The sequence below is a fragment of the Streptomyces sp. NPDC002328 genome (genome assembly GCF_042890065.1).
Taxonomy (GTDB): domain Bacteria; phylum Actinomycetota; class Actinomycetes; order Streptomycetales; family Streptomycetaceae; genus Streptomyces.
Genome location: NZ_JBIARQ010000003.1, coordinates 520561 through 539471 on the forward strand (window position 1 = coordinate 520561; position 18911 = coordinate 539471).

At 72.0% G+C, this 18911-nt stretch carries 23 protein-coding genes; 8 read left to right on the forward strand and 15 right to left on the reverse strand.

Annotated features, from left to right (window positions below; genetic code table 11):
* Positions 1–70 precede the first annotated feature (70 nt).
* Both ACFYX4_RS12100 and ACFYX4_RS12105 read right to left on the reverse strand, forming a co-directional pair.
* Complete coding sequence (locus tag ACFYX4_RS12100; RefSeq protein WP_389330000.1) at positions 71–1336, reverse strand: GNAT family N-acetyltransferase; 1266 nt, start codon at positions 1334–1336, stop codon at positions 71–73.
* A 130-nt stretch (positions 1337–1466) separates the two neighbouring features.
* Positions 1467–1991, reverse strand: a complete 525-nt coding sequence (locus tag ACFYX4_RS12105) for an aerial mycelium formation protein (RefSeq protein WP_389330264.1) — start codon at positions 1989–1991, stop codon at positions 1467–1469.
* 495 nt (positions 1992–2486) lie between these two features.
* Here ACFYX4_RS12105 and dtd point away from each other — a divergent pair, with 495 nt between their 5' ends.
* Positions 2487–2912: a D-aminoacyl-tRNA deacylase gene (gene dtd, locus ACFYX4_RS12110; RefSeq protein ID WP_389330003.1), complete on the forward strand. Its 426-nt coding sequence runs from the start codon at positions 2487–2489 to the stop codon at positions 2910–2912.
* A 36-nt stretch (positions 2913–2948) separates the two neighbouring features.
* Here the strand turns inward: dtd and ACFYX4_RS12115 are convergent, their stop codons facing one another.
* From ACFYX4_RS12115 to ACFYX4_RS12135, 5 genes are all read right to left on the reverse strand, one after another.
* Positions 2949–3914 (reverse strand): YgfZ/GcvT domain-containing protein, encoded by a 966-nt coding sequence (locus ACFYX4_RS12115; protein ID WP_389330006.1) that lies wholly within the window; start codon positions 3912–3914, stop codon positions 2949–2951.
* 10 nt (positions 3915–3924) lie between these two features.
* Complete coding sequence (locus ACFYX4_RS12120; protein ID WP_389330009.1) at positions 3925–4422, reverse strand: Fur family transcriptional regulator; 498 nt, start codon at positions 4420–4422, stop codon at positions 3925–3927.
* A 16-nt stretch (positions 4423–4438) separates the two neighbouring features.
* Positions 4439–5014, reverse strand: coding sequence for an FABP family protein (locus ACFYX4_RS12125; RefSeq protein ID WP_389330012.1), 576 nt, complete (start codon positions 5012–5014; stop codon positions 4439–4441).
* 237 nt (positions 5015–5251) lie between these two features.
* On the reverse strand, positions 5252–6229 hold the full coding sequence (locus ACFYX4_RS12130; protein ID WP_389330015.1) for a hypothetical protein: 978 nt from the start codon (positions 6227–6229) through the stop codon (positions 5252–5254).
* Positions 6226–6969, reverse strand: a complete 744-nt coding sequence (locus ACFYX4_RS12135; RefSeq protein WP_389330017.1) for a hypothetical protein — start codon at positions 6967–6969, stop codon at positions 6226–6228. The genes ACFYX4_RS12130 and ACFYX4_RS12135 overlap by 4 nt, the downstream gene beginning before the upstream one ends.
* A 102-nt stretch (positions 6970–7071) precedes the next feature.
* On the opposite strand from ACFYX4_RS12135, the gene ACFYX4_RS12140 reads away from it, so the two are divergent.
* Entirely contained in the window at positions 7072–7434 is a 363-nt protein-coding gene (locus ACFYX4_RS12140) for a DsrE family protein (RefSeq protein WP_389330020.1), read from the forward strand.
* Positions 7435–7459: 25 nt separating this feature from the next.
* Here ACFYX4_RS12140 and ACFYX4_RS12145 read toward each other — a convergent pair whose 3' ends face one another.
* From ACFYX4_RS12145 to ACFYX4_RS12180, 8 genes are all read right to left on the reverse strand, one after another.
* Complete coding sequence (locus ACFYX4_RS12145) at positions 7460–7717, reverse strand: DUF3099 domain-containing protein (RefSeq protein ID WP_389330023.1); 258 nt, start codon at positions 7715–7717, stop codon at positions 7460–7462.
* A 108-nt stretch (positions 7718–7825) separates the two neighbouring features.
* On the reverse strand, positions 7826–8113 hold the full coding sequence (locus ACFYX4_RS12150) for a DUF1416 domain-containing protein (protein ID WP_042174833.1): 288 nt from the start codon (positions 8111–8113) through the stop codon (positions 7826–7828).
* 55 nt (positions 8114–8168) lie between these two features.
* Positions 8169–9014, reverse strand: a complete 846-nt coding sequence (locus ACFYX4_RS12155) for a sulfurtransferase (RefSeq protein ID WP_389330026.1) — start codon at positions 9012–9014, stop codon at positions 8169–8171.
* A gap of 140 nt (positions 9015–9154) precedes the next feature.
* A complete protein-coding gene (locus ACFYX4_RS12160) occupies positions 9155–9238 on the reverse strand; it encodes an Ms5788A family Cys-rich leader peptide (RefSeq protein WP_350818853.1) in 84 nt (27 codons plus the stop codon).
* Positions 9239–9501: 263 nt separating this feature from the next.
* The gene (locus tag ACFYX4_RS12165) at positions 9502–10239 is read right to left on the reverse strand and encodes a DUF2993 domain-containing protein (RefSeq protein WP_389330029.1); all 738 of its coding nucleotides are present in this window, start codon (positions 10237–10239) and stop codon (positions 9502–9504) included.
* 104 nt (positions 10240–10343) lie between these two features.
* Entirely contained in the window at positions 10344–11654 is a 1311-nt protein-coding gene (locus ACFYX4_RS12170) for a hypothetical protein (protein WP_389330032.1), read from the reverse strand.
* Positions 11655–11656: 2 nt separating this feature from the next.
* Positions 11657–11911, reverse strand: coding sequence for a MoaD/ThiS family protein (locus tag ACFYX4_RS12175; RefSeq protein WP_389330035.1), 255 nt, complete (start codon positions 11909–11911; stop codon positions 11657–11659).
* Between the two features lie 50 nt (positions 11912–11961).
* The gene (locus tag ACFYX4_RS12180; RefSeq protein ID WP_389330038.1) at positions 11962–12801 is read right to left on the reverse strand and encodes an alpha/beta hydrolase family protein; all 840 of its coding nucleotides are present in this window, start codon (positions 12799–12801) and stop codon (positions 11962–11964) included.
* Between the two features lie 206 nt (positions 12802–13007).
* On the opposite strand from ACFYX4_RS12180, the gene ACFYX4_RS12185 reads away from it, so the two are divergent.
* From ACFYX4_RS12185 to ACFYX4_RS12210, 6 genes are all read left to right on the forward strand, one after another.
* Positions 13008–13787 carry a response regulator transcription factor gene (locus ACFYX4_RS12185; RefSeq protein ID WP_389330041.1) on the forward strand — a complete coding sequence of 260 codons (780 nt, stop codon included), beginning with the start codon at positions 13008–13010 and terminating at the stop codon, positions 13785–13787.
* A gap of 105 nt (positions 13788–13892) precedes the next feature.
* On the forward strand, positions 13893–14915 hold the full coding sequence (locus ACFYX4_RS12190) for a LacI family DNA-binding transcriptional regulator (RefSeq protein ID WP_389330044.1): 1023 nt from the start codon (positions 13893–13895) through the stop codon (positions 14913–14915).
* A gap of 177 nt (positions 14916–15092) precedes the next feature.
* The gene (locus tag ACFYX4_RS12195; protein ID WP_389330048.1) at positions 15093–16301 is read left to right on the forward strand and encodes a S1C family serine protease; all 1209 of its coding nucleotides are present in this window, start codon (positions 15093–15095) and stop codon (positions 16299–16301) included.
* Positions 16302–16339: 38 nt separating this feature from the next.
* Positions 16340–16540, forward strand: a complete 201-nt coding sequence (locus tag ACFYX4_RS12200) for a hypothetical protein (RefSeq protein WP_389330051.1) — start codon at positions 16340–16342, stop codon at positions 16538–16540.
* Between the two features lie 92 nt (positions 16541–16632).
* Positions 16633–17367, forward strand: coding sequence for a response regulator transcription factor (locus ACFYX4_RS12205; RefSeq protein WP_389330054.1), 735 nt, complete (start codon positions 16633–16635; stop codon positions 17365–17367).
* Positions 17364–18818 carry an ATP-binding protein gene (locus ACFYX4_RS12210; RefSeq protein WP_389330057.1) on the forward strand — a complete coding sequence of 485 codons (1455 nt, stop codon included), beginning with the start codon at positions 17364–17366 and terminating at the stop codon, positions 18816–18818. The genes ACFYX4_RS12205 and ACFYX4_RS12210 overlap by 4 nt, the downstream gene beginning before the upstream one ends.
* The last annotated feature ends 93 nt before the right edge of the window (positions 18819–18911 follow it).

Here is an 18911-nt window from a genome sequence, read left to right on the forward strand (position 1 = left end):
CAGCTGAACAGTCACGAAAGAACAGTTCGCACCGAACAGGGTGACCGCTACGGATGAGCTGGAAGGAGCCTCAGAACAGGTCCGGGCACCACGGTCGTCCGGGCGTACGCAGCAGGGCGTCGGCCTCACGGGCGGCGCCCGCTCGTTCTTCCCCGAGCCGGCCCAGCGCGGCCAGCCGCGTCGCCGGCTCGTCGCCCAGCCACAGCGTGGCCAACGCCGCCACGTCCAGCGTGAGATCGGCCGTACGGGTCGTCGGCGTGCAGGAGGCTCCGTCCGCGGACGCGTCCAGCAGATAGCGGCCCCCGGCGAGGCCGGCGTCGTCGGTCACCTCCAGGACCAGCGAGCCCCGCGCGCCGTACGTCCGCGCCTCCAGGGCCCGTACGACGTCCAGGATCCGCACCCACAGCCAGTCCGCCTGCGTGGTGACGCTGGCCGCGCGCGGGTCGGGCAGCAGGTGCGGGAGGAGGTCGTCGGGGGCGCGCCAGCCGGACGTCACCCGCACCACCCAGTCGATCGAGCAGAGGTAGTGCCACAGGGCGCGCTCCGCGGCCGGGGTCGAGGTGATCAGCCAGCGCACCGAGGCCGTGTTCAACGGCTGCTTGCTGTCGCCCCACTTGTCGTCCGCCCGGTAGGAGACCAGCCCCTGCACCTCGCCGTCCCCCGAGCGGTACACGGCGTAGAACGGCTCGGTCCAGGAGGAGTCGCCGTGCAGCCGCAGCAGACCGGTCTCGGTCTCCCACCAGTGCTCGGTACGGCTCACCGCGCCGGGCCGGGCGCGGCGGAGCCGGTCGTGCAGCTCGGGGCCGACCTTGCGGGCCTCCACGCCGTCGACCAGGTCGATGCGGCCGCCGTCCTGCGGGCCCGACCAGCGGGGGTCGAGGCCGGAGCGGGACACGTCGACCGCCCACTCGGTCATCGTGGTCGCCGGGCCGAAGCCGTAGCGGCCGTAGATCCGGTACTCGGCGGCGATGAGGGTGGCGACGACGTCGCCGCGCTCCTTGGCGGCGGCCAGGTCGTCGGCCATCAGCCGGGTGAGGAGGCCGCGGCGGCGGTGGGTCGGGGAGACGGTGACGGCGGATATGGCGTCGGCCGGGACCTGCGCGCCGCCGACGGCGGTCAGCTCCTGCGGGAACGAGCGGAAGGTGGCGACGCAGCTGCCCGCGTCGAAGGCGGCGGAGACCCGGGAGTCGGCGAGGTTGGTGCGGCGGTCGGCGACTTCCTGGTCGGACAGGTGCGCGCTGCGGAGGAAACCGGTGTTGACCGCGCGCATCCAGTCGGGGAGTTCGTGGTCGGTGACGTTGCGTACTTCTATGGCGGAGTCGGCTCGGGAGGTCATGAGAGTCACGGTAGGGGGGTGAGGGTGGGGGGCGCGGGAGTTTTTTTCGCCCCTGCCGCCCCTACCCGTCCCGTACCTGGGGGCTGCCGCCCCCCAGACCCCCCGCTTCGGCCCTGAACGGGCCTCGTCCTCAGACGCCGGACGGGCTGAGGAGGTCGTCCACCTGGGCCTCGCCCTCCCGATACCTCCGGGTGACCTCCGCCCCGCAGTCGTCGGCGGTGCGCTGGAGGCGTTGGCGGCGGCGGGAGACCTGCTGCTCGTAGCGGACCAGGCGGGCCATCGCCTCGTGCAGTTCCGGGTCCGTGCGGGCGTCGAGGTCCGAGAGCTCGACCTCGGCCAGCATCTCCGCGGCCAGCCGGCCGTACTCCTCGCTGTACGGGGTGCCCAGCGTGACATGGCGGGCGGAGGAGCGGTGACGGGCCGGGGCGTCGGTGAGGATCTCCGAGAGCCGGGCCACCATCGAGGCCTCCGCCGGCACGGGGACGACCGCCGGTGAGCGCCGGGCCAGTTCCGCGCGCAGGATGTCGATCCGCCCCTGGAGCAGCCGCCGTACGTAACTGAGGTCGGCCTCGTCGCGCTGGGCGTCCCGGCGCAGGGTGCGCAGCTCGGGCAGGCTCAGCCGGACCAGGTCGGGTTCGGACAACTCGGCGGTCAGCGCACGGGGCGGACTGTCGGTGCGCTGTACCGGGGGGCGTTGGGGGCGGGTGGAGGGTTGCCCGGCGCCGGGGGCTCCGCCGGGGTTGCCGACGGTGGCGGGGCCTGGGACGGCGTCGCCAGTGACGTCGGTGGCGGCGGTGGCGGTGGCGGTGGCGGTGGCGGTGGCGGTGGCGCCAGTGACGTCGGTGGTGCCTGCGGTCGCCGCAGGACGCGCCGCCGTATGCGCCGTACCCCTAGGGCTCCCCGCACCCCTCGGGCTCCCCGTGCTCCCCGTACCCCTCGTACTCGCGGCGCTCGCCGCCTTCTCCGTGCTCACGGTGCTCGATGTGCTCATGTGCCTCTACCGTCCCCTCGACCGGCGCGTGGGAGCATCGTGCCACCCCAAGTGGCCGCAATGTGACCGAGTGCCCCCGAACGGCCCCAGATAGGGCCTTACGGATCAAAAAGCAGCCCGGCGGCGGGCGGTCGGCGGTCGCACGGCATGATGGTCCGCATGCGTGCGGTGGTGCAGAGGGTGGACGGCGCGAGCGTCGTCGTGGACGGCGAGACGGTCGGGGAGATCGACGGCGAGGGGCTGTGCGTGCTCGTCGGGGTCACCCACGAGGACACCAAGGAGAAGGCGGCCCAGCTCGCCCGCAAGCTGTGGTCGGTCCGGATGCTGGCCGACGAGCGGTCGTGCAGCGACATCGACGCCCCGCTCCTCGTCATCAGCCAGTTCACGCTCTACGGCGACGCCCGCAAGGGACGCCGTCCCACCTGGAACGCGGCCGCCCCCGGCGAGGTGGCCGAGCCGCTCGTCGACGAGGTGGTGGCCCAACTGCGCGCGCTGGGCGCGACGGTGGCGACGGGCCGGTTCGGCGCGCAGATGCGCGTGTCGCTGACGAACGACGGCCCGTTCACCGTGCTGCTGGAGATGTAACCGGCGTCTCGTCTGCCGGACGGATCTGGGCAGCCCCTAGGGTTCGACGACGACTTCCTGGGCGGCGGCCGTGTCGCCGGCGATGAGCCGGGCGTCCAGCGGGACGTTGCGCTTCACCAACGCCAGGGCGACCGGGCCCAGTTCGTGGTGGCGTACGGACGTCGTCACGAAACCGATCTTGCGGCCGTCGGGGCCCTCGTCGGCGGTGCGGATCTCCGTGCCGGCGGGCGGGAGGTGGACCTCGCTGCCGTCGAGGTGCAGGAAGACCAGCCGGCGCGGGGGCTTGCCCAGGTTCTGGACCCGGGCGACCGTCTCCTGGCCGCGGTAGCAGCCCTTCTGGAGGTGGACCGCGGTGCCGATCCAGCCCAGCTCGTGCGGGATGGTGCGGTGGTCGGTCTCGAAGCCGAGGCGCGGGCGGTGCTGCTCGACGCGCAGCGCCTCGTGGGCGAGGATCCCGGCGGCGGGGCCGGACTTCTCGGCGTACGACTCCAGGTCGGCTCGGGGCAGGAACAGGTCGCGGCCGTGGGCGGTCTCACGGACGACGACGTTCTCGGGGACCTCCGCGATGGAGCCGGCCGGCAGCTGGACGACCGCGAAGTCGGCGGTGCGGTCGGCGACTTCGACCCGGTAGAAGAACTTCATCGACTCCAGGTACGCGATCAGCGCTTCCTGGGTGCCGGGCTCGACGTGGGCCCAGACCGTGGCGCCGTCGTCGACGAGGTAGAGGGCGTGCTCGATGTGGCCGTTCGCGGAGAGGATCAGCGCCTCGGCGGCCTCGCCGGCTGGCAGGTCGCTGACGTGCTGGGTGAGCAGCAGGTGCAGCCAGCTCAGCCGGTCCTCGCCGGAGACGGCGACCACCCCGCGGTGCGAGAGGTCGACGAAGCCGGCGCCGTCGGCGAGGGCGCGCTGCTCTCGGAACAGGTCGCCGTAGTGGGCGGCGACACCTTCGTCCGCGCCCTCGGCGGGGACGGCGCCGGGCAGGGACAGCAGGGGGCTCTTCATGAACGTAAGCCTACGACTCGGTAGCCGGACTCTTCGCGGCCGAGGGCTGACGGGACTGGCCCTGGTCAGCGGAGCCCCGCTCGGCGGCGCCCTTCCGTGAGCAGTCCTCGCAGCGGCCGAAGATCGCGAAGTGCTTCATGTCGGTGTCGAAGCCGAAGGTCTCCCGGAGCTTGGCCGTGAACTCGGCCGCCACCTGCACGTCCGCCTCGATGACGTTCGAGCAGTCGCGGCACACCAGGTGGATGTGGTGGTGCCGGTCGGCGAGGTGGTAGGTCGGCGCGCCGTGCCCCAGATGCGCATGGCTCACCAGCCCGAGCTCCTCCAGGAGCTCCAGGGTCCGGTACACGGTGGAAATGTTGACCCCCGACGCCGTCTTCCTCACTTCCACGAGGATGTCGTCGGGGGTCGCATGCTCCAGGGTGTCCACTGCTTCGAGGACAAGCTGTCGCTGCGGCGTCAGCCGGTAGCCGCGCTGCCTGAGGTCGCTCTTCCAATCGGTGCTCACCACACCGACGAGTCTAGAACTACTTGAAGAAGGCGATCCCGTCGTCCGGCATGTCGTCGGGCAGGGCCTTCGCCCAGCGCTCGACTTCCTCCGGGGTGACGACCTTCTTCAGGTGCGCCGACATGTAGGGGCGCAGCTCGACCTCGGGGGTCTGCTTCTCGCCTACCCACATGAGGTCGCTCTTGACGTAGCCGTACAGGCGCTTGCCGCCGGTGTAGGGGCGGGAGGCGGCCGTGCGGGCCACGGCGTCGGTGACCAGGTCGATCTGCGGCTTCTTGTCGGCCAGCTCGCCGTACCAGATCTCGATGACGCCGTCGTCGCGGGTCATCGTCGCCTCGACCTTGCGGCCGGCGTCGATCCGCCAGAAGCCGTACTCGGACTCCAGGGGGCGGACCTTGTTGCCGTCCTGGTCCAGGACCCAGGTGTGGGAGCGGTACTCCAGGAAGTCCCGGCCGTCATGGCCGAAGGTGACTTCCTGCCCGAAGTTGCACTTCTCGGAGCCGGGGAAGTCGTGCACGCCCGCGCCCGCCCAGTTGCCCAGCAGGAAGGCGAGGGGGACGAGGTCCTTGTGGAGGTCGGACGGGATCTCGATCATGGGTGGCAGTTCCTAGACGTGGGTCAGCGCTGGCCCTGGTACAGCTTCTTCACGGTCAGGACGGCAAAGGCGAGGACGCCGACGCAGACCAGGACCAGCAGGGCTTCGAAGAAGATCTCCACGGGGTGCTCCTCGGATGAGCGTGCTTCGGTACGCGGTTCGGTACGACACAGGGCCGGAGCCCAGCTTACGCGGCCGGGCCCCGGCCCTCTCCGCGAGGTACGCCCCCCCGGGGGTTCAGCCCAGGAGCTGGCTCTGCAGGGCCAGCGTCTGCGCGAAGGGGACGGTGTCCACCGTGCCCTCGCGGGACTGGAGGACCACGGCGAGGACGTCGCCGGCGGACAGATAGCCCTGGCGGACGTGTTCGGTCCCGTACGGCCGGGGCTCGTCGTACACGGATCGGCGGATGTCGGCGACGGCGGAGGCGTCAGGCAGGTCCTCGTCGGGGACGGCCCGTTCCGCGCCGCGCACCTGGTGGGCGGGGCCGGCGGCGGGGGCGAGGTGCTGGTGGAACAGGTCGTCCACGACCGCCGAGGTGGCGAAGTGCAGCAGGTAGACGCGGGTGCGGGTGCCGTCCGGGGTGGTCCAGCCGCGGGCGGCGATGTGCCGGAGGCCGGTGTCGACGAGGCGTTGCCCGAGGGCGGCGCGGTCCCGCTCCTCGTAGGCCGCCAGGAAGTCGTCCTTCGTCAGCCAGCCGTCCGAGCCGCGCAGCGTCGCGTCCTGCGTCGCGCCCTTCGGGGCGGGCAGTACGAGGGCGCGCAGATCGGCGTGGTGGACGCCCGGATCGTCCGGGTCGGCGTCGGCGGCGAAGGGCGCGGGGCTGCCGGACGGCAGCGGCGGCCTGGTCAGCCGCGGAAACTCCCACAGCCCGCCCGCCTCCGCCGCGAGCCCCGGCATCGCGCTCCGGTCCAGCCGCGCGACCCCGTACGCGGAGACGGTGCCGACGACGGCGAAGACGGCGCCGGCGGCGATCCAGCGCAGTGCGGCGGGCCGCCGAAGACGGCGGCTGGCCGAGTCGGACGGGGAGGCGGGGGGCACGGGGGCGGTGGGGACGGTCCAGTCGGCAGGTACGGACCCGTCGGCGGGGGCGGGGGTGTTGGTTGTTTCGGTCTGGGGCTGTGGGGTGGTGTCGGCTTCGGGTTCGGGTGTCCTCGTGGCAGGCGTCGGCGGCGTCGCGTGGGGTGTTTCGGTCGGGGCGTAGGGGTTCTCGGTCACAGCCGCTCCAGCTGGCGTCGGGCCAGGTTCACGATCGTCTCGGTGGGGATGGGGGCGTCGGCCCGGATCCAGACGTGCACGGCGATGTCGCCGCGCCACGCGTGGGCCTCCGCGCTGTGGAAGGGCGCGCCGCCGCCCGGCTCGCTGACCGGCTGCGGGTGGACGTACGCCATGCCCTCGCCGGTGCCGGGTATCGGCCGGCTCACCACGTCCAGGTCGGTCTCCGCCCAGTAGCGGGCGCTGCCGGTGTCGTCGGCGGGGGCGGTCGGCGCCGCCTTCTGCCCGTACTGGGCAAGCCAGATCTCGACGTCGTGGCTGCCGACGTCCCAGCCGGTGACGGCGGCCCGCAGGAACTCCTTCTCGGCGAGTTCGGCGGCGGCCTCCTCGGGCTCCTCCGCGCTGCTCGCGTAGGTCTCCAGGTCCGCCCAGCCCTGGGGCAGCACCCAGTCGGGCGTGATCGCCCCGCGCGGCTTCTCCAGCAGCAGTTCGCGCAGGTCACCGTCGTTCCTGACCTTGCGGTCCGCGGCGGCGGACAGCGGCTCCGGCTCCGGGCCGCGGGCCTGCGGCAGCGCCGGCTGGACGAGCGTGGGCAGCTTCGGGTCCCGGCCGGCCTGGACGACGTACCCGGCGCAGACGCCGACGAGGACGCCGAGTGCCGTCGCACCGCCGATCAGCCGTGCCGTCGTCCTTTTCCCCCTCGGTTCGAGATCGGGCTCGGGCTCGTTCGTCGGGCTGGTCAAGAAGGCTCCCCCTGCACATGAAGATCTGGTTCCGCATCGCGGTCGCAGGGAAGACCCGTGGACGGCGGGGGGAGTTGCGGGGCCGTTGATTACGATTCGGGCATGGCGAAGAAGCTCGTGATCAAGGTGACCGCGGGGGCCGATGCTCCCGAGCGGTGTTCTCAGGCGTTCACCGTGGCGGCGGTGGCCGTGGCCAGTGGGGTCGAGGTGTCGCTGTGGCTGACCGGGGAGTCGGCGTGGTTCGCGTTGCCCGGGAGGGCCGCCGAGTTCGAGCTGCCGCACGCCGCGCCGCTGCCCGAGCTGATCGAGTCGATCCAGGCCGGGGGGCGGATCACGCTGTGCACGCAGTGCGCGGCCCGGCGGGACATCACGGAGAAGGACGTCCTGGAGGGCGTACGGATCGCGGGCGCGCAGGTGTTCGTGCAGGAGGCGCTCGGGAGCGAGACGCAGGCGCTCGTCTACTGAGACGGTCGGCGGCGACCGGCTGCGGCTACGGGTGTTTCTTGCCGTCCAGTTCGTCCCACCACTCGTCGGACTTCGGGTCCCCGGACGGGGCGTCCCACCAGCGGTCGTCGGGGCCGCGGCGGTTGGCGACGATCGCCGCGAGCGGCGGGATGACCATCGCCACCAGGCACATCCCGACGGCCACCGGGACCGACCAGAGGCGTACGACGCCCCAGGCCAGGACGAACAGGGCGATGCACGTGCCCATCATGGCGAAGTAGGTGTGCCGCCGGCGTGCGTACATACGTCCAGCGTAGGTCGCCGTGCTGAGGCGCGCCGCGCACGCGTGCCGGAGGGCCGCACCCCGGGTGTCCGACCCGCGGGGTGCGGCCCTCCAGCCGTCAGGGCGTGCTCAGACGGCGATCGCGACCTCGGCGAGGCCGCCCTGCTGGGCGACGACCGTGCGGTCGGCGGTGCCGCCGGGAACGAGGGCGCGGACGGTCCAGGTGCCCTCCGCCGCGTAGAAGCGGAACTGGCCCGTGGCGGAGGTCGGGACCTCCGCGGTGAACTCGCCGGTCGAGTCCAGCAGACGGACGTAGCCCGTCACCGGCTCGCCGTCGCGGGTCACATGACCCTGGATCGTGGTCTCACCGGGCTTGATCGTCGAGGCGTCCGGGCCGCCGGCCTTCGCTCCACACATGCTGCTGCTCCAGAGTTCTTGGTAGGAGAGTTCCTGAAAGGTCGGTCGGGGACGGTTACTTGTTGGCGCCGAGCTCGATCGGGACGCCGACCAGGCTGCCGTACTCGGTCCAGGAGCCGTCGTAGTTCTTGACGTTCTCCACGCCGAGCAGCTCGTGCAGGACGAACCAGGTCAGCGCGGAGCGCTCGCCGATGCGGCAGTAGGCGATGGTGTCCTTCGCCAGGTCCACCTGCTCCTCGGCGTACAGCTCCTTGAGCTGGTCGTCCGACTTGAAGGTGCCGTCGTCGTTGGCGTTCTTCGACCACGGGATGTTGCGGGCGCTCGGGACGTGGCCCGGACGCTGCGACTGCTCCTGCGGCAGGTGCGCGGGGGCGAGCAGCTTGCCGGAGAACTCGTCGGGCGAGCGGACGTCGACCAGGTTCTGCGAGCCGATCGCGGCGACGACGTCGTCACGGAAGGCGCGGATGGACGTGTCCTGCGGCTTGGCCTGGTACGAGGTGGCCGCGCGCTCGGGCACCTCGGTGCCGTCGACCAGCTCGCGGGCGTCGAGCTCCCACTTCTTGCGGCCGCCGTCGAGCAGCTTGACGTTCTCGTGCCCGTACAGCTTGAAGTACCAGTAGGCGTACGACGCGAACCAGTTGTTGTTGCCGCCGTAGAGGACGACCAGGGTGTCGTTGGCGATGCCCTTCGCCGACAGGAGCTTCTCGAAGCCCTCCTGGTCGATGAAGTCACGGCGGACCGGGTCCTGGAGGTCCTTGGTCCAGTCGATCCGGATCGCGTTCTTGATGTGGTTCTTCTCGTAGGCCGACGTGTCCTCGTCCACCTCGACGATGGCGATGTTCTCGTCGTCCAGGTGGTCCTGCAGCCAGTCGGCGTCGACCAGGACGTCGCTGCGGCTCATGCTCGTTCTCCTCCGGGGCAGTTGCGGCGGGGGTGGGGCAGGAAGAAGGGTGCGCGGCCGGGACTCGCCTACGGCCGGGCGCACGGATGCCCTCGGATCGAGGGCGCCGGGAGGGCGCGGAAGGCGGGCGGCGCTTCCGCTCAGAAGGGGCGACAGAGCATGGCGGCGACGCGGCACAGGTCTACTGCCCGCCGCTTCGTGAGATCCGCCTGTCGCTGCATCATGCTGCCGATCGTAGGGACGTAATGGGCGGGATGTCATCAGCGTGCCGAATAGTGAGATGCGATCGTCCGGATAGCGGGACGGGCGGACTACGAAACACGCGCCCGGGCCGTCGTGCCACGGCTTCCGGGCGCGTGCGGGCGCGCTCACATCTACGGTACGGACGACGGCGTCTCACCAGTCGGACGATCGCCGTCCACCTCGGGTGGGTGAGGCGGCCGGAGGTCGCAGACCGGCCGACGGTCGTCCGCGGGCAAGGTTCGCCCTACCCGGCCAGGCGGACGTTCGAACCCTTCACCGCGATCTCCACACCGTTGGCCGCCGCCTCGACCTTGTCCAGCCGGATGCCGCCCGGCAGGTCGTCGATCTTCTGCTCGAAGTCGGTGATCGAGCGCACCTCGTTCTCCGCGGCCTGCACCCCGCCGAAGCTGGGCAGCGTGTCGGCGTGCACCCGGACGGTGTCGCCCTCGACGGCGACCGAGCTGAGCACGGTGAGGGGCTGCGGCAGCTTGGTGCCGAGGACGGTCGCCTCGACCGTCACCTTGATCTTGCCGCCGCCGCCGTCGGAGAGGCCCACGACCTGGGCGGTGACGCCCGGCGCGACCTGCGTGGGCTCGGACTTGGCGGCCTTCAGCAGCTCGGCGTAGGAGATCGACGCGCTGCCGGTGGCGGTGGCCGCGGTGGCGGAGCCGAAGTCGCTGGAGAACTCGACGCCCTTCATGTTCGCCTTGAGGTCCTCGATGCGGATCTTCTCGCCGCCGGCGCCCGCGGCGGCCTCGTAGTCCTTGATGCCGACCTCGACGTCGTCCAGCTCGCCGCCGACGACCTGGGTGAGGAACGGGAAGCCCTTGATGGACACGTCCGGCGTGGCGGCGAGGCCCTCGTTGGTCTTCAGCTTGCTCGCGGCCTCGTCCTCGGCGAAGTTCACGGCGAGGCGGTCGGCGATCACGAAGAGACCGCCGAGGATCACCACGAGAATCAGCAGTATTCGAAGCGCGCGCATTGCGGTTGTTCCCCCACCCGGAAGTGTCCGACGGTCAGTTCAGTAGCCGACACACGGTAACCCCTTGGGGAGGATTGACCGGAATTTTTCGATCAGCTGTGGGCTCAGGCCAGGGCGCGGCCCAGCACGTACACCGCCGGTGCCGCCGCCGCCAGCGGCAGGGCCACTCCCGCCGTGAAGTGGACGAATCGGGAGGGGTAGTCGTAGCTCGCGACCCGGTGGCCGATCAGCGCGCAGACCGCCGCGCCGCCGCCGAGCAGCGCGCCCTTCGCGCCCAGCCCGGTCATCCCGCCGACGGCGATGCCGGCCCCGGCCGCCGCGAGCAGCGAGACCACGACCGACGCCGGGGTGGGCAGCGGCAGCGCGCGGGCCAGGACGGCCACCGCGACGGCGGCGGCGCCCACGGTCACCGCGTCGGGGTCCGCGCCGAGATGGCCGGTGGCGATGATCGCGAGGGCCGCGGAGGCGACCGTCGCCATCAGGCCGTACATCCGCTCGTCGGGGTCGGCGTGCGAGCGCAGTTGGAGGACGAGGCAGAGCAGGACCCAGGCCCCGAGGGTGCCGAGGATGGCCGCCGGGGCGTTCTCGCGGCCGGCGGCGAGCAGCGCCGCGTCCGCGACCAGCGCGCCCAGGAAGGCCAGCGCGATGCCCTGCCGGGCGGGCCACATGCCGTTCAGCCGGAACCAGCCCGCCGCGGTGACGGCCTGGAGGACGACGAGCGGGACCAGCAGCGCGTACGTGCCGACGGCCGCCGCGCCGGAGAGGAGCAGTCCGAGCAGCGCGGTGAGCGCCGCGGGCTGCATCCCGGGCTCGATGATCGGCGAGCGCCCCTCCAGGCGGGCGCGCTGCGCGTCGGTGATGCGGGCGTTCCCGGCGAGGGTGGCGGGACCGTAGCCGGGGCCGCCGGCCTCAGGAGCGGCGGCGGAGGTGGGGGCGGGAGGCTGTACGGGGGTCTGAGCGGGCGCGGGGGCCTGGGCGGGCCCGGTGCCGTAGGCCTGCCCGGGTGCGGCGTCGTAGGCCGGTGCCGGTCCGGTCGCGTGGGGCTGCTGCTGGGCGCTGTACGACGCCTGCTGCTGCCACGCCGCCGGGGCGCCGTACACCGGTGCGTCGCCCGTCTGGGGCGGCATGTACGCCGTCTGCGCCGCGTCCGCCGCCGTGACCGGCGGCTGCACGCTGGTCTCCCAGGTCTGGCCCTGCCACTCCTGGGTGTACTGGAGGTGGGCCTGCTGCTCGTCGTACCCGTACTGCTGCTGCCCGGGCCACGGCTGCTGGTGCGGCTGCTGCTGGTGCTGGTGCTGGTGCTGGTGCTGCTGATGGGCGTACGGGGCGTCGCCCTCGTACCCCTGGCCGGGGCCCTGGCCATGATTCTGGCCCTGGTTCTGGCCCTGCCCCTGTCGATACGGCTGGTCGGTCATCCTCACCCTCCTGCGAACGGCGGGAGCACCTCGACCGTGCCGCCGTCGGTCAGCCGTACCGTCTCATGTGCGCGGGTGCCCACGGGGTCGCCGTCGACGAGGAACGAGCATCGCCGCAGGACACGCGTGAGTTCGCCGGGGTGTCGCCCGCGCACGGCTTGGAGCGCCTCGGCGAGGGTGGCCGCGTCCTGCGACTCCTCGGCGACTCCCGCCGCGGCCTTCGCGGCCGCCCAGTAGCGCACCGTGACCTTTGCCATCTCGTTCCTCAGCCAGTCCAGTCGTTCCGTCGACGGTCAACAAGCTCAGGCTAGCCCGCCCGCGCCAGCGCCCAGTCCCCGATCCTGGCCAGCAGGCCGTCGTCGGCGGCGTGCTCGGCGTGGCCCATGCCGCGCTCCAGCCAGAGTTCGCCGTGGTCACCGGCGGCCTCGGCCAGCATCAGGGGGTGGTCGACGGGGAAGTAGCCGTCGCTGTCGCCGTGCACGATGAGCAGCGGCGTCGGCGCGATCCTCGGGACCGCCTCCGCCGGCGAGAGCGGCACCGGATCCCAGTCGCGGCGGTGGATCCGGACGCGGAAGCCGTAGCGGCCGACCACGCGGCCCGCCGGGCGGGTGATCAGCCAGTGCAGCCGGCGCATGGGGGCGGTGCCCCGGTAGTACCAGCGGGCGGGCGCGCTCACCGCGACCACGGCGTCCACCGTGCCCGGGTGCAGCGCCGCGTGCCGCAGCACCACCGAGCCCCCCATGGAGAAGCCGACGGTCACCACGCGCGCGTGGCCGAGCCCGCGCGCCCACTCCACGGCCGCCGCCAGGTCGAGCACCTCGCGGTCGCCGACGGTGGAGTGCCCGCCGGAGCGTCCGTGGCCACGGAAGGAGAAGGTGACGACCGCCCCGTACGCGGCGAGCGCCGACGCCACCCGGCGAACATGTGGCCGATCCACGTCGCCGGTGAATCCGTGCGCGATCACGAAAACCGGATGACGGGAAAGCGGACGGGAGGCGTCGTATACGACCGGCCCCGGGTCGTATACGGAATCGAGGGAAATGCCGTCGGCCGTGTGCAGAAACGTCCGCAAAGGCGTGCGTCTGCTCGTCTCGGAGTACGGACGCCCGGTGGAACGCGCCACATGACCTGCCCGGCTGTTGCTCATGTGGGCTATTCTGCTGGGCAGAGGACTCGGGCAGCGTTGCCCCCGGGTCCTTTTGTGCTTTCGGACGCGTTGTATACGAAGCGGGTAACTCCAGGTGACCGCGGGTGTACGACCCTGATGAACGCGACGCAGTACCGAACCAGCGCAGTGTCGAAGTGCCGCAGTGCCCGAAGCGTCCTCGCAGGGACCGAGGAGGAACCAGACGTATGAGTTCTCTGCTGCTCCTGACCAACGCCCTCCAGCCGTCGACGGAGGTGCTCCCCGCGCTCGGTCTGCTGCTGCACAACGTGCGCGTGGCTCCGGCGGAGGGCCCCGCCCTCGTCGACACCCCCGGCGCCGACGTCATCCTGATCGACGGCCGCCGTGATCTGCCGCAGGTCCGCAGCCTGTGCCAGCTGCTGCGCTCCACCGGCCCCGGCTGTCCGCTCATCCTCGTCGTGACCGAGGGCGGCCTCGCCGCCGTCACCGCCGACTGGGGCATCGACGACGTGCTCCTCGACACCGCCGGCCCCGCCGAGGTGGAGGCGCGGCTGCGGCTGGCCATGGGCCGCCAGCAGATCGTCAACGACGACTCCCCCATGGAGATCCGCAACGGCGATCTGTCGGTCGACGAGGCGACGTACTCCGCGAAACTCAAGGGCCGCGTCCTCGACCTCACCTTCAAGGAGTTCGAGCTGCTGAAGTACCTGGCCCAGCACCCGGGCCGCGTCTTCACGCGCGCGCAGCTCCTCCAGGAGGTCTGGGGCTACGACTACTTCGGCGGCACCCGGACCGTCGACGTGCACGTACGGCGGCTGCGCGCCAAGCTCGGCCCCGAGCACGAGTCGCTGATCGGGACCGTCCGGAACGTCGGTTATCGATTCGTTACGCCCGAGAAGATCGAGCGTGCCGCCGACGACTCCAAGGGCAAGGCGGACCGCTCAAAGGCGGAGGATGCGGACAACGCGGCTTCGGTGAACGCCGAAGAGGTCTCGGCGGAGGCCTAGTACTCGCCAGTACCTCCGGCGGCCGCTCAGGGAGCGCACGGCCGCCGGACAGGGAGGCTGCTTCACGCCCTGCCCGGAGCTGGTCCATCCGCGTAGACTCCGCGCGTGGCCAAGGTGACTCGGGACGATGTAGCGCGGCTGGCAGGGACGTCCACTGCCGTGGTCAGCTATGTCATCAACAACGGACCCCGGCCGGTCGCCCCGGCCACGCGCGAGCGTGTCCTCGCCGCGATCAAGGAGCTGGGGTACCGGCCCGACCGCGTCGCCCAGGCCATGGCCTCCCGGCGCACGGACCTCATAGGCCTGATCGTGCCGGACGCGCGCCAGCCCTTCTTCGGGGAGATGGCGCACGCGGTCGAACAGGCCGCCTCCGAGCGCGGCAAGATGGTGCTCGTCGGCAACTCCGACTACGTCGGCGAGCGCGAGGTCCACTATCTGCGCGCCTTCCTGGGGATGCGGGTCTCCGGCCTGATCCTCGTCAGCCACGCGCTCAACGACAACGCCGCCGCCGAGATCGACGCCTGGGACGCCCGGGTCGTCCTGCTGCACGAGCGGCCCGAGGCCATCGACGACGTCGCCGTCGTCACCGACGACCTGGGCGGCGCGCAGCTCGCCGTACGCCATCTGCTGGAGCACGGCTACGAGTACGTGGCCTGCGTCGGCGGCACCGCCGAGACCCCCTCCGTGGGCGACCCGGTCTCCGACCACGTCGAGGGCTGGCGGCGCGCGATGGACGAGGCCGGGATCAGCACCGAGGGGCGGCTCTTCGAGGCCCCCTACAACCGATACGACGCCTACCGGGTCGCCCTCGACCTGCTGTCGGGCCCGGACCGTCCGCCGGCCGTCTTCTGCTCCACCGACGACCAGGCGATCGGCCTGCTGCGCGCGGCGCGCGAACTGCGCATCGACGTCCCCGGCGAGCTGGCCGTGGCCGGCTTCGACGACATCAAGGAGGCGGCGCTCGCCGACCCGCCCCTGACCACGATCGCCTCCGACCGCTCGGCGATGGCCCGCTCGGCGGTGGACCTGGTCCTGGACGACGGGGTACGGGTCCCGGGCTCGCGGCGCGAGCGGCTGAAGGTGTTCCCGTCGCGGCTGGTGCTGCGGCGGTCCTGCGGCTGCGAGTAGCCCGGGGCGGCCTTTCTGAGAGAGCCGGCTTTCTGAGAGAGCCAGCTTTTTCTGAGAGAGCTCTGAGAAGCCTCGCCCGGCCGCCGGAATCGGCTTTATTTCGGGCACACGAGGTTCTGGCCGGGTTCTCAGGGAGCACTCAGGAAGCTCTCATGGTCGGGCGACAAGCTCAGTGCCATGACCGAGAGCATCCGCCGCAGCGGCGATCACGACGCGTACGAGAACCACGAGAACCCGTACCTGGGCGCCCCGCAGCACGCCTCCACCCCCGTGAACCCGGAGTGGCCGCCCCCGCCGGCTCACCGGCCGGTCGCTCAGCCCGTACAGCCCGCGCAGACCGCCGAGCCGGCGGCGGCGTGGCAGACGCCCGCGCAGCAGCAGGGGCAGGGGCTGGGGCAGCCGGGCCAGTACCCGCAGCCGCACGCGTCGGCTGCCTTCGGCGGGGACGGCGACGGCGGCGGCACCGCTCTCCTCACCCCGGTCGCGGCCGAGCCCGCCGCCCCGAAGAGGAAGCGCACCCGCGGCCCTATCGCGCTGCTCGCCGCCGTGGCGATCGTCGCCGCGGCGATCGGCGGCGGCACGGCCTACGGCATCCAGGAGCTGACCGGCAAGGACCAGGTCGTCTCCTCCTCGACCACCACCAGCGTCGTGCCGTCCAGCAAGACGGGCAACGTCGCCGCCATCGCCGCCGCGGTCAGCCCGAGCGTCGTCGAGATCAGCGCCACCCTCAGCGGAGGCTCCTCGACCGGCTCCGGTGTGATCATCACCAGCGACGGCGAGATCCTCACCAACAACCACGTGGTCTCCGGCGCCTCCTCGATCAAGGTGACGACGAGCGACGGCAAGCAGTACACCGCGCAGGTCGTCGGCACCGACAGCGCCAAGGACCTCGCGCTGATCAAGCTCCAGAACGCCTCCGGTCTCAAGGCGGCCACCCTCGGCAACTCCGACGGCGTCCAGGTCGGCGACACGGTCGTGGCGATCGGCTCCCCCGAGGGCCTCACCGGCACCGTCACCAGCGGCATCGTCTCCGCCCTCGACCGTGACGTGACCGTCTCGACGGACGAGAGCCAGGGCCGGCAGCAGCAACAGCAGGGCAGCGGCGGCTGGCCGTTCGAGTTCGGCGGCCGGGAGTTCAACGGCGACACGGGCTCGTCCACGACGACGTACAAGGCGCTCCAGACGGACGCTTCCCTCAACCCCGGCAACTCCGGCGGCGCGCTGATCGACGCCGACGGCAACATCATCGGCATCAACTCCGCGATGTACTCCGCCGCGAACGCCTCCTCCTCCGACGCCGGCAGCGTCGGCCTCGGCTTCGCCATCCCGATCAACACCGTCAAGGCCGACCTGGCCACGCTGCGGGCCGGCGGCTCCGACGACTGACCTCCACCGAGCCTCATCGACCCAGCAGGGAGTACGTCATGATCAAGCAGGTTTCGCACCCGGTGACCGCAGTCGGCGCGGCCGACCTCGCGCTGGCCCTCGCGGTGGCGTACGAGCTGCACCCGCCGACGCGGCAGGCGTCGCGGGCACCGGAGGTGGCCACGGCCGCCGCCGCCACGACGACGGCGGACCACCGCTCCACCGCACGACGCCGCCGCCGGACCGCCCGGGTCCGCTGAGGCCGCCGCCCCTGTACGCGCCCGTCGGGAACCATGCGACGCTGAAATCGTTCAGCCTCCGTCGTCCCACCGCACCCGAGGAATCCACACCCATGAGCCCCGCCGAAGGCGACCGTGACCCCCAGCGCATCCTGATCGTCGACGACGAGCCGGCGGTGCGCGAAGCACTCCAGCGCAGCCTCGCCTTCGAGGGCTACGACACGCAGGTCGCCGTCGACGGCGCCGACGCCCTGGAGAAGGCGACGGCCTACCGTCCCGACCTGGTCGTCCTCGACATCCAGATGCCCCGCATGGACGGCCTCACCGCCGCCCGCCGCATCCGCGGGGCCGGCGACACCACGCCCATCCTGATGCTGACCGCCCGCGACACCGTCGGCGACCGCGTCACCGGCCTCGACGCGGGCGCCGACGACTACCTGGTCAAGCCGTTCGAACTCGACGAGCTGTTCGCCCGCGTCCGCGCGCTGCTGCGCCGCAGCTCCTACGCGGCGGCCATGACGGAGCACGTCCAGGCGGACGAGGCGCTCACCTTCGCCGACCTGCGCATGAACCTGGCGACGCGGGAGGTGACGCGGGCCGGGCGGCCGGTGGAGCTGACCCGGACCGAGTTCACGCTGCTGGAGATGTTCATGGCGCACCCGCGCCAGGTGCTGACCCGGGAGCAGATCCTGAAGGCGGTCTGGGGCTTCGACTTCGAGCCGTCGTCCAACTCGCTGGACGTGTACGTGATGTACCTCCGCCGCAAGACGGAGGCGGGCGGCGAGCCCCGGCTCGTGCACACCGTGCGGGGCGTGGGGTATGTGCTGAGGCAGGGCGGCGCGGAGTGATCAGGGTGGTCCGCCGGTTCCGGACGCTGCCGATCCGGGCTCGGCTGTCGATGCTGGTCGCTGCCGCTGTGGCGTTCGCGGTGGCGGCGGTGTCGGTGACGTGCTGGTTCATCGTGCAGGGGAAGCTGTACGACCAGGTCAATGACGATCTTGCGAAGATGCGGCAGCGACCGGGGCTGGAGCAGACGCTCGAGGCCGTTCTCAACGTGTGTGCGCAGGAGGCGCAGGACAACAACCGGATCTTCGGCAACAGCTACCAGCAGGTGCTCAAGCAGGACGGCACGGTCTGCGTCAACCCGACCTCCACGGGACGTATCAAGGTCTCCGGCACCGACCGGAATGTCCTGAGCAACGCGGCCGACGGCGAGAGCGTCTACCACAACGGCACCGACGAGGAGGGGAACGCCGTACGCGTCCTCACCGTGCCGCTGTCCACCACCGAAGGCTCCGCGGCCCTGATGCTCGCGACCCCCCTCAAGGGAACCCAGTCCACCCTCAACGAACTCGCCCTCATCCTCCTCCTCGTCTCCGGTGTCGGAGTCCTCGGCGCAGGCGCCGCCGGTCTCGCCGTCGCCCGTGCCGGGCTGCGCCCCGTCGACAAGCTGACCGAGGCCGTCGAGCACGTGGCCCGGACGGAGGACCTCGGCATCCGCATCCCGGTGGAGGACGAGAGCGACGACGAGGTGGCCCGCCTCTCCCGCTCCTTCAACTCGATGACCGCCTCCCTGGCCAACTCCCGTGAGCTGCAACAGCAGTTGATCGCCGACGCGGGACATGAGCTGCGCACGCCCCTGACGTCGTTGCGCACGAACATCGAGCTGCTCACCCGCAGCGAGGAGACCGGCCGCCCGATCCCCGCCGCCGACCGCAAGGCGCTCCTCGCGTCGGTGAAGGCGCAGATGACCGAACTGGCCTCACTGATCGGTGACTTGCAGGAGCTGGCCCGCTCGGAGGGGCAGCGCGGCGAGCGCGTCCAGGTGGTCGCCCTGGAGGACACCGTGGAGGCGGCCCTGCGCCGGGCCCGGCTGCGCGGCCCGGAGTTGACCATCACGGCGTCCCTGGACCCCTGGTACACCCGTGCGGAGCCGGCGGCTCTGGAGCGCGCGGTGGTCAACATCCTCGACAACGCGGTGAAGTTCAGCCCTGAGGGCGGCGCGGTCGACGTGCAGCTGACGCACGGCGTGCTGACCGTCCGCGACCACGGGCCGGGCATCCCCGAGGACGAACTCCCCCACGTCTTCGACCGGTTCTGGCGCTCCCCCAGCGCCCGCGCCCTCCCCGGCTCGGGCCTCGGCCTGTCGATCGTGGCCCGGACAGTGGAGCAGGCGGGCGGCGAGGTCACGCTGGCACGCGCGGAGGGCGGCGGCACGGTGGCGACGGTCCGCCTGCCGGGCGCGCCGACGCCGCCGCCGGAGGTCCCGGAAGCACCGCGGACGCCACCGGTGTCCTAGAGCCCGTCGTCCGGACGGCGGTCACGACCGTCGGCTCCCCGGCAACCTTTCCGCCGCGAGCGGCGACCACCGCATGACCCGCACCTCATCCGG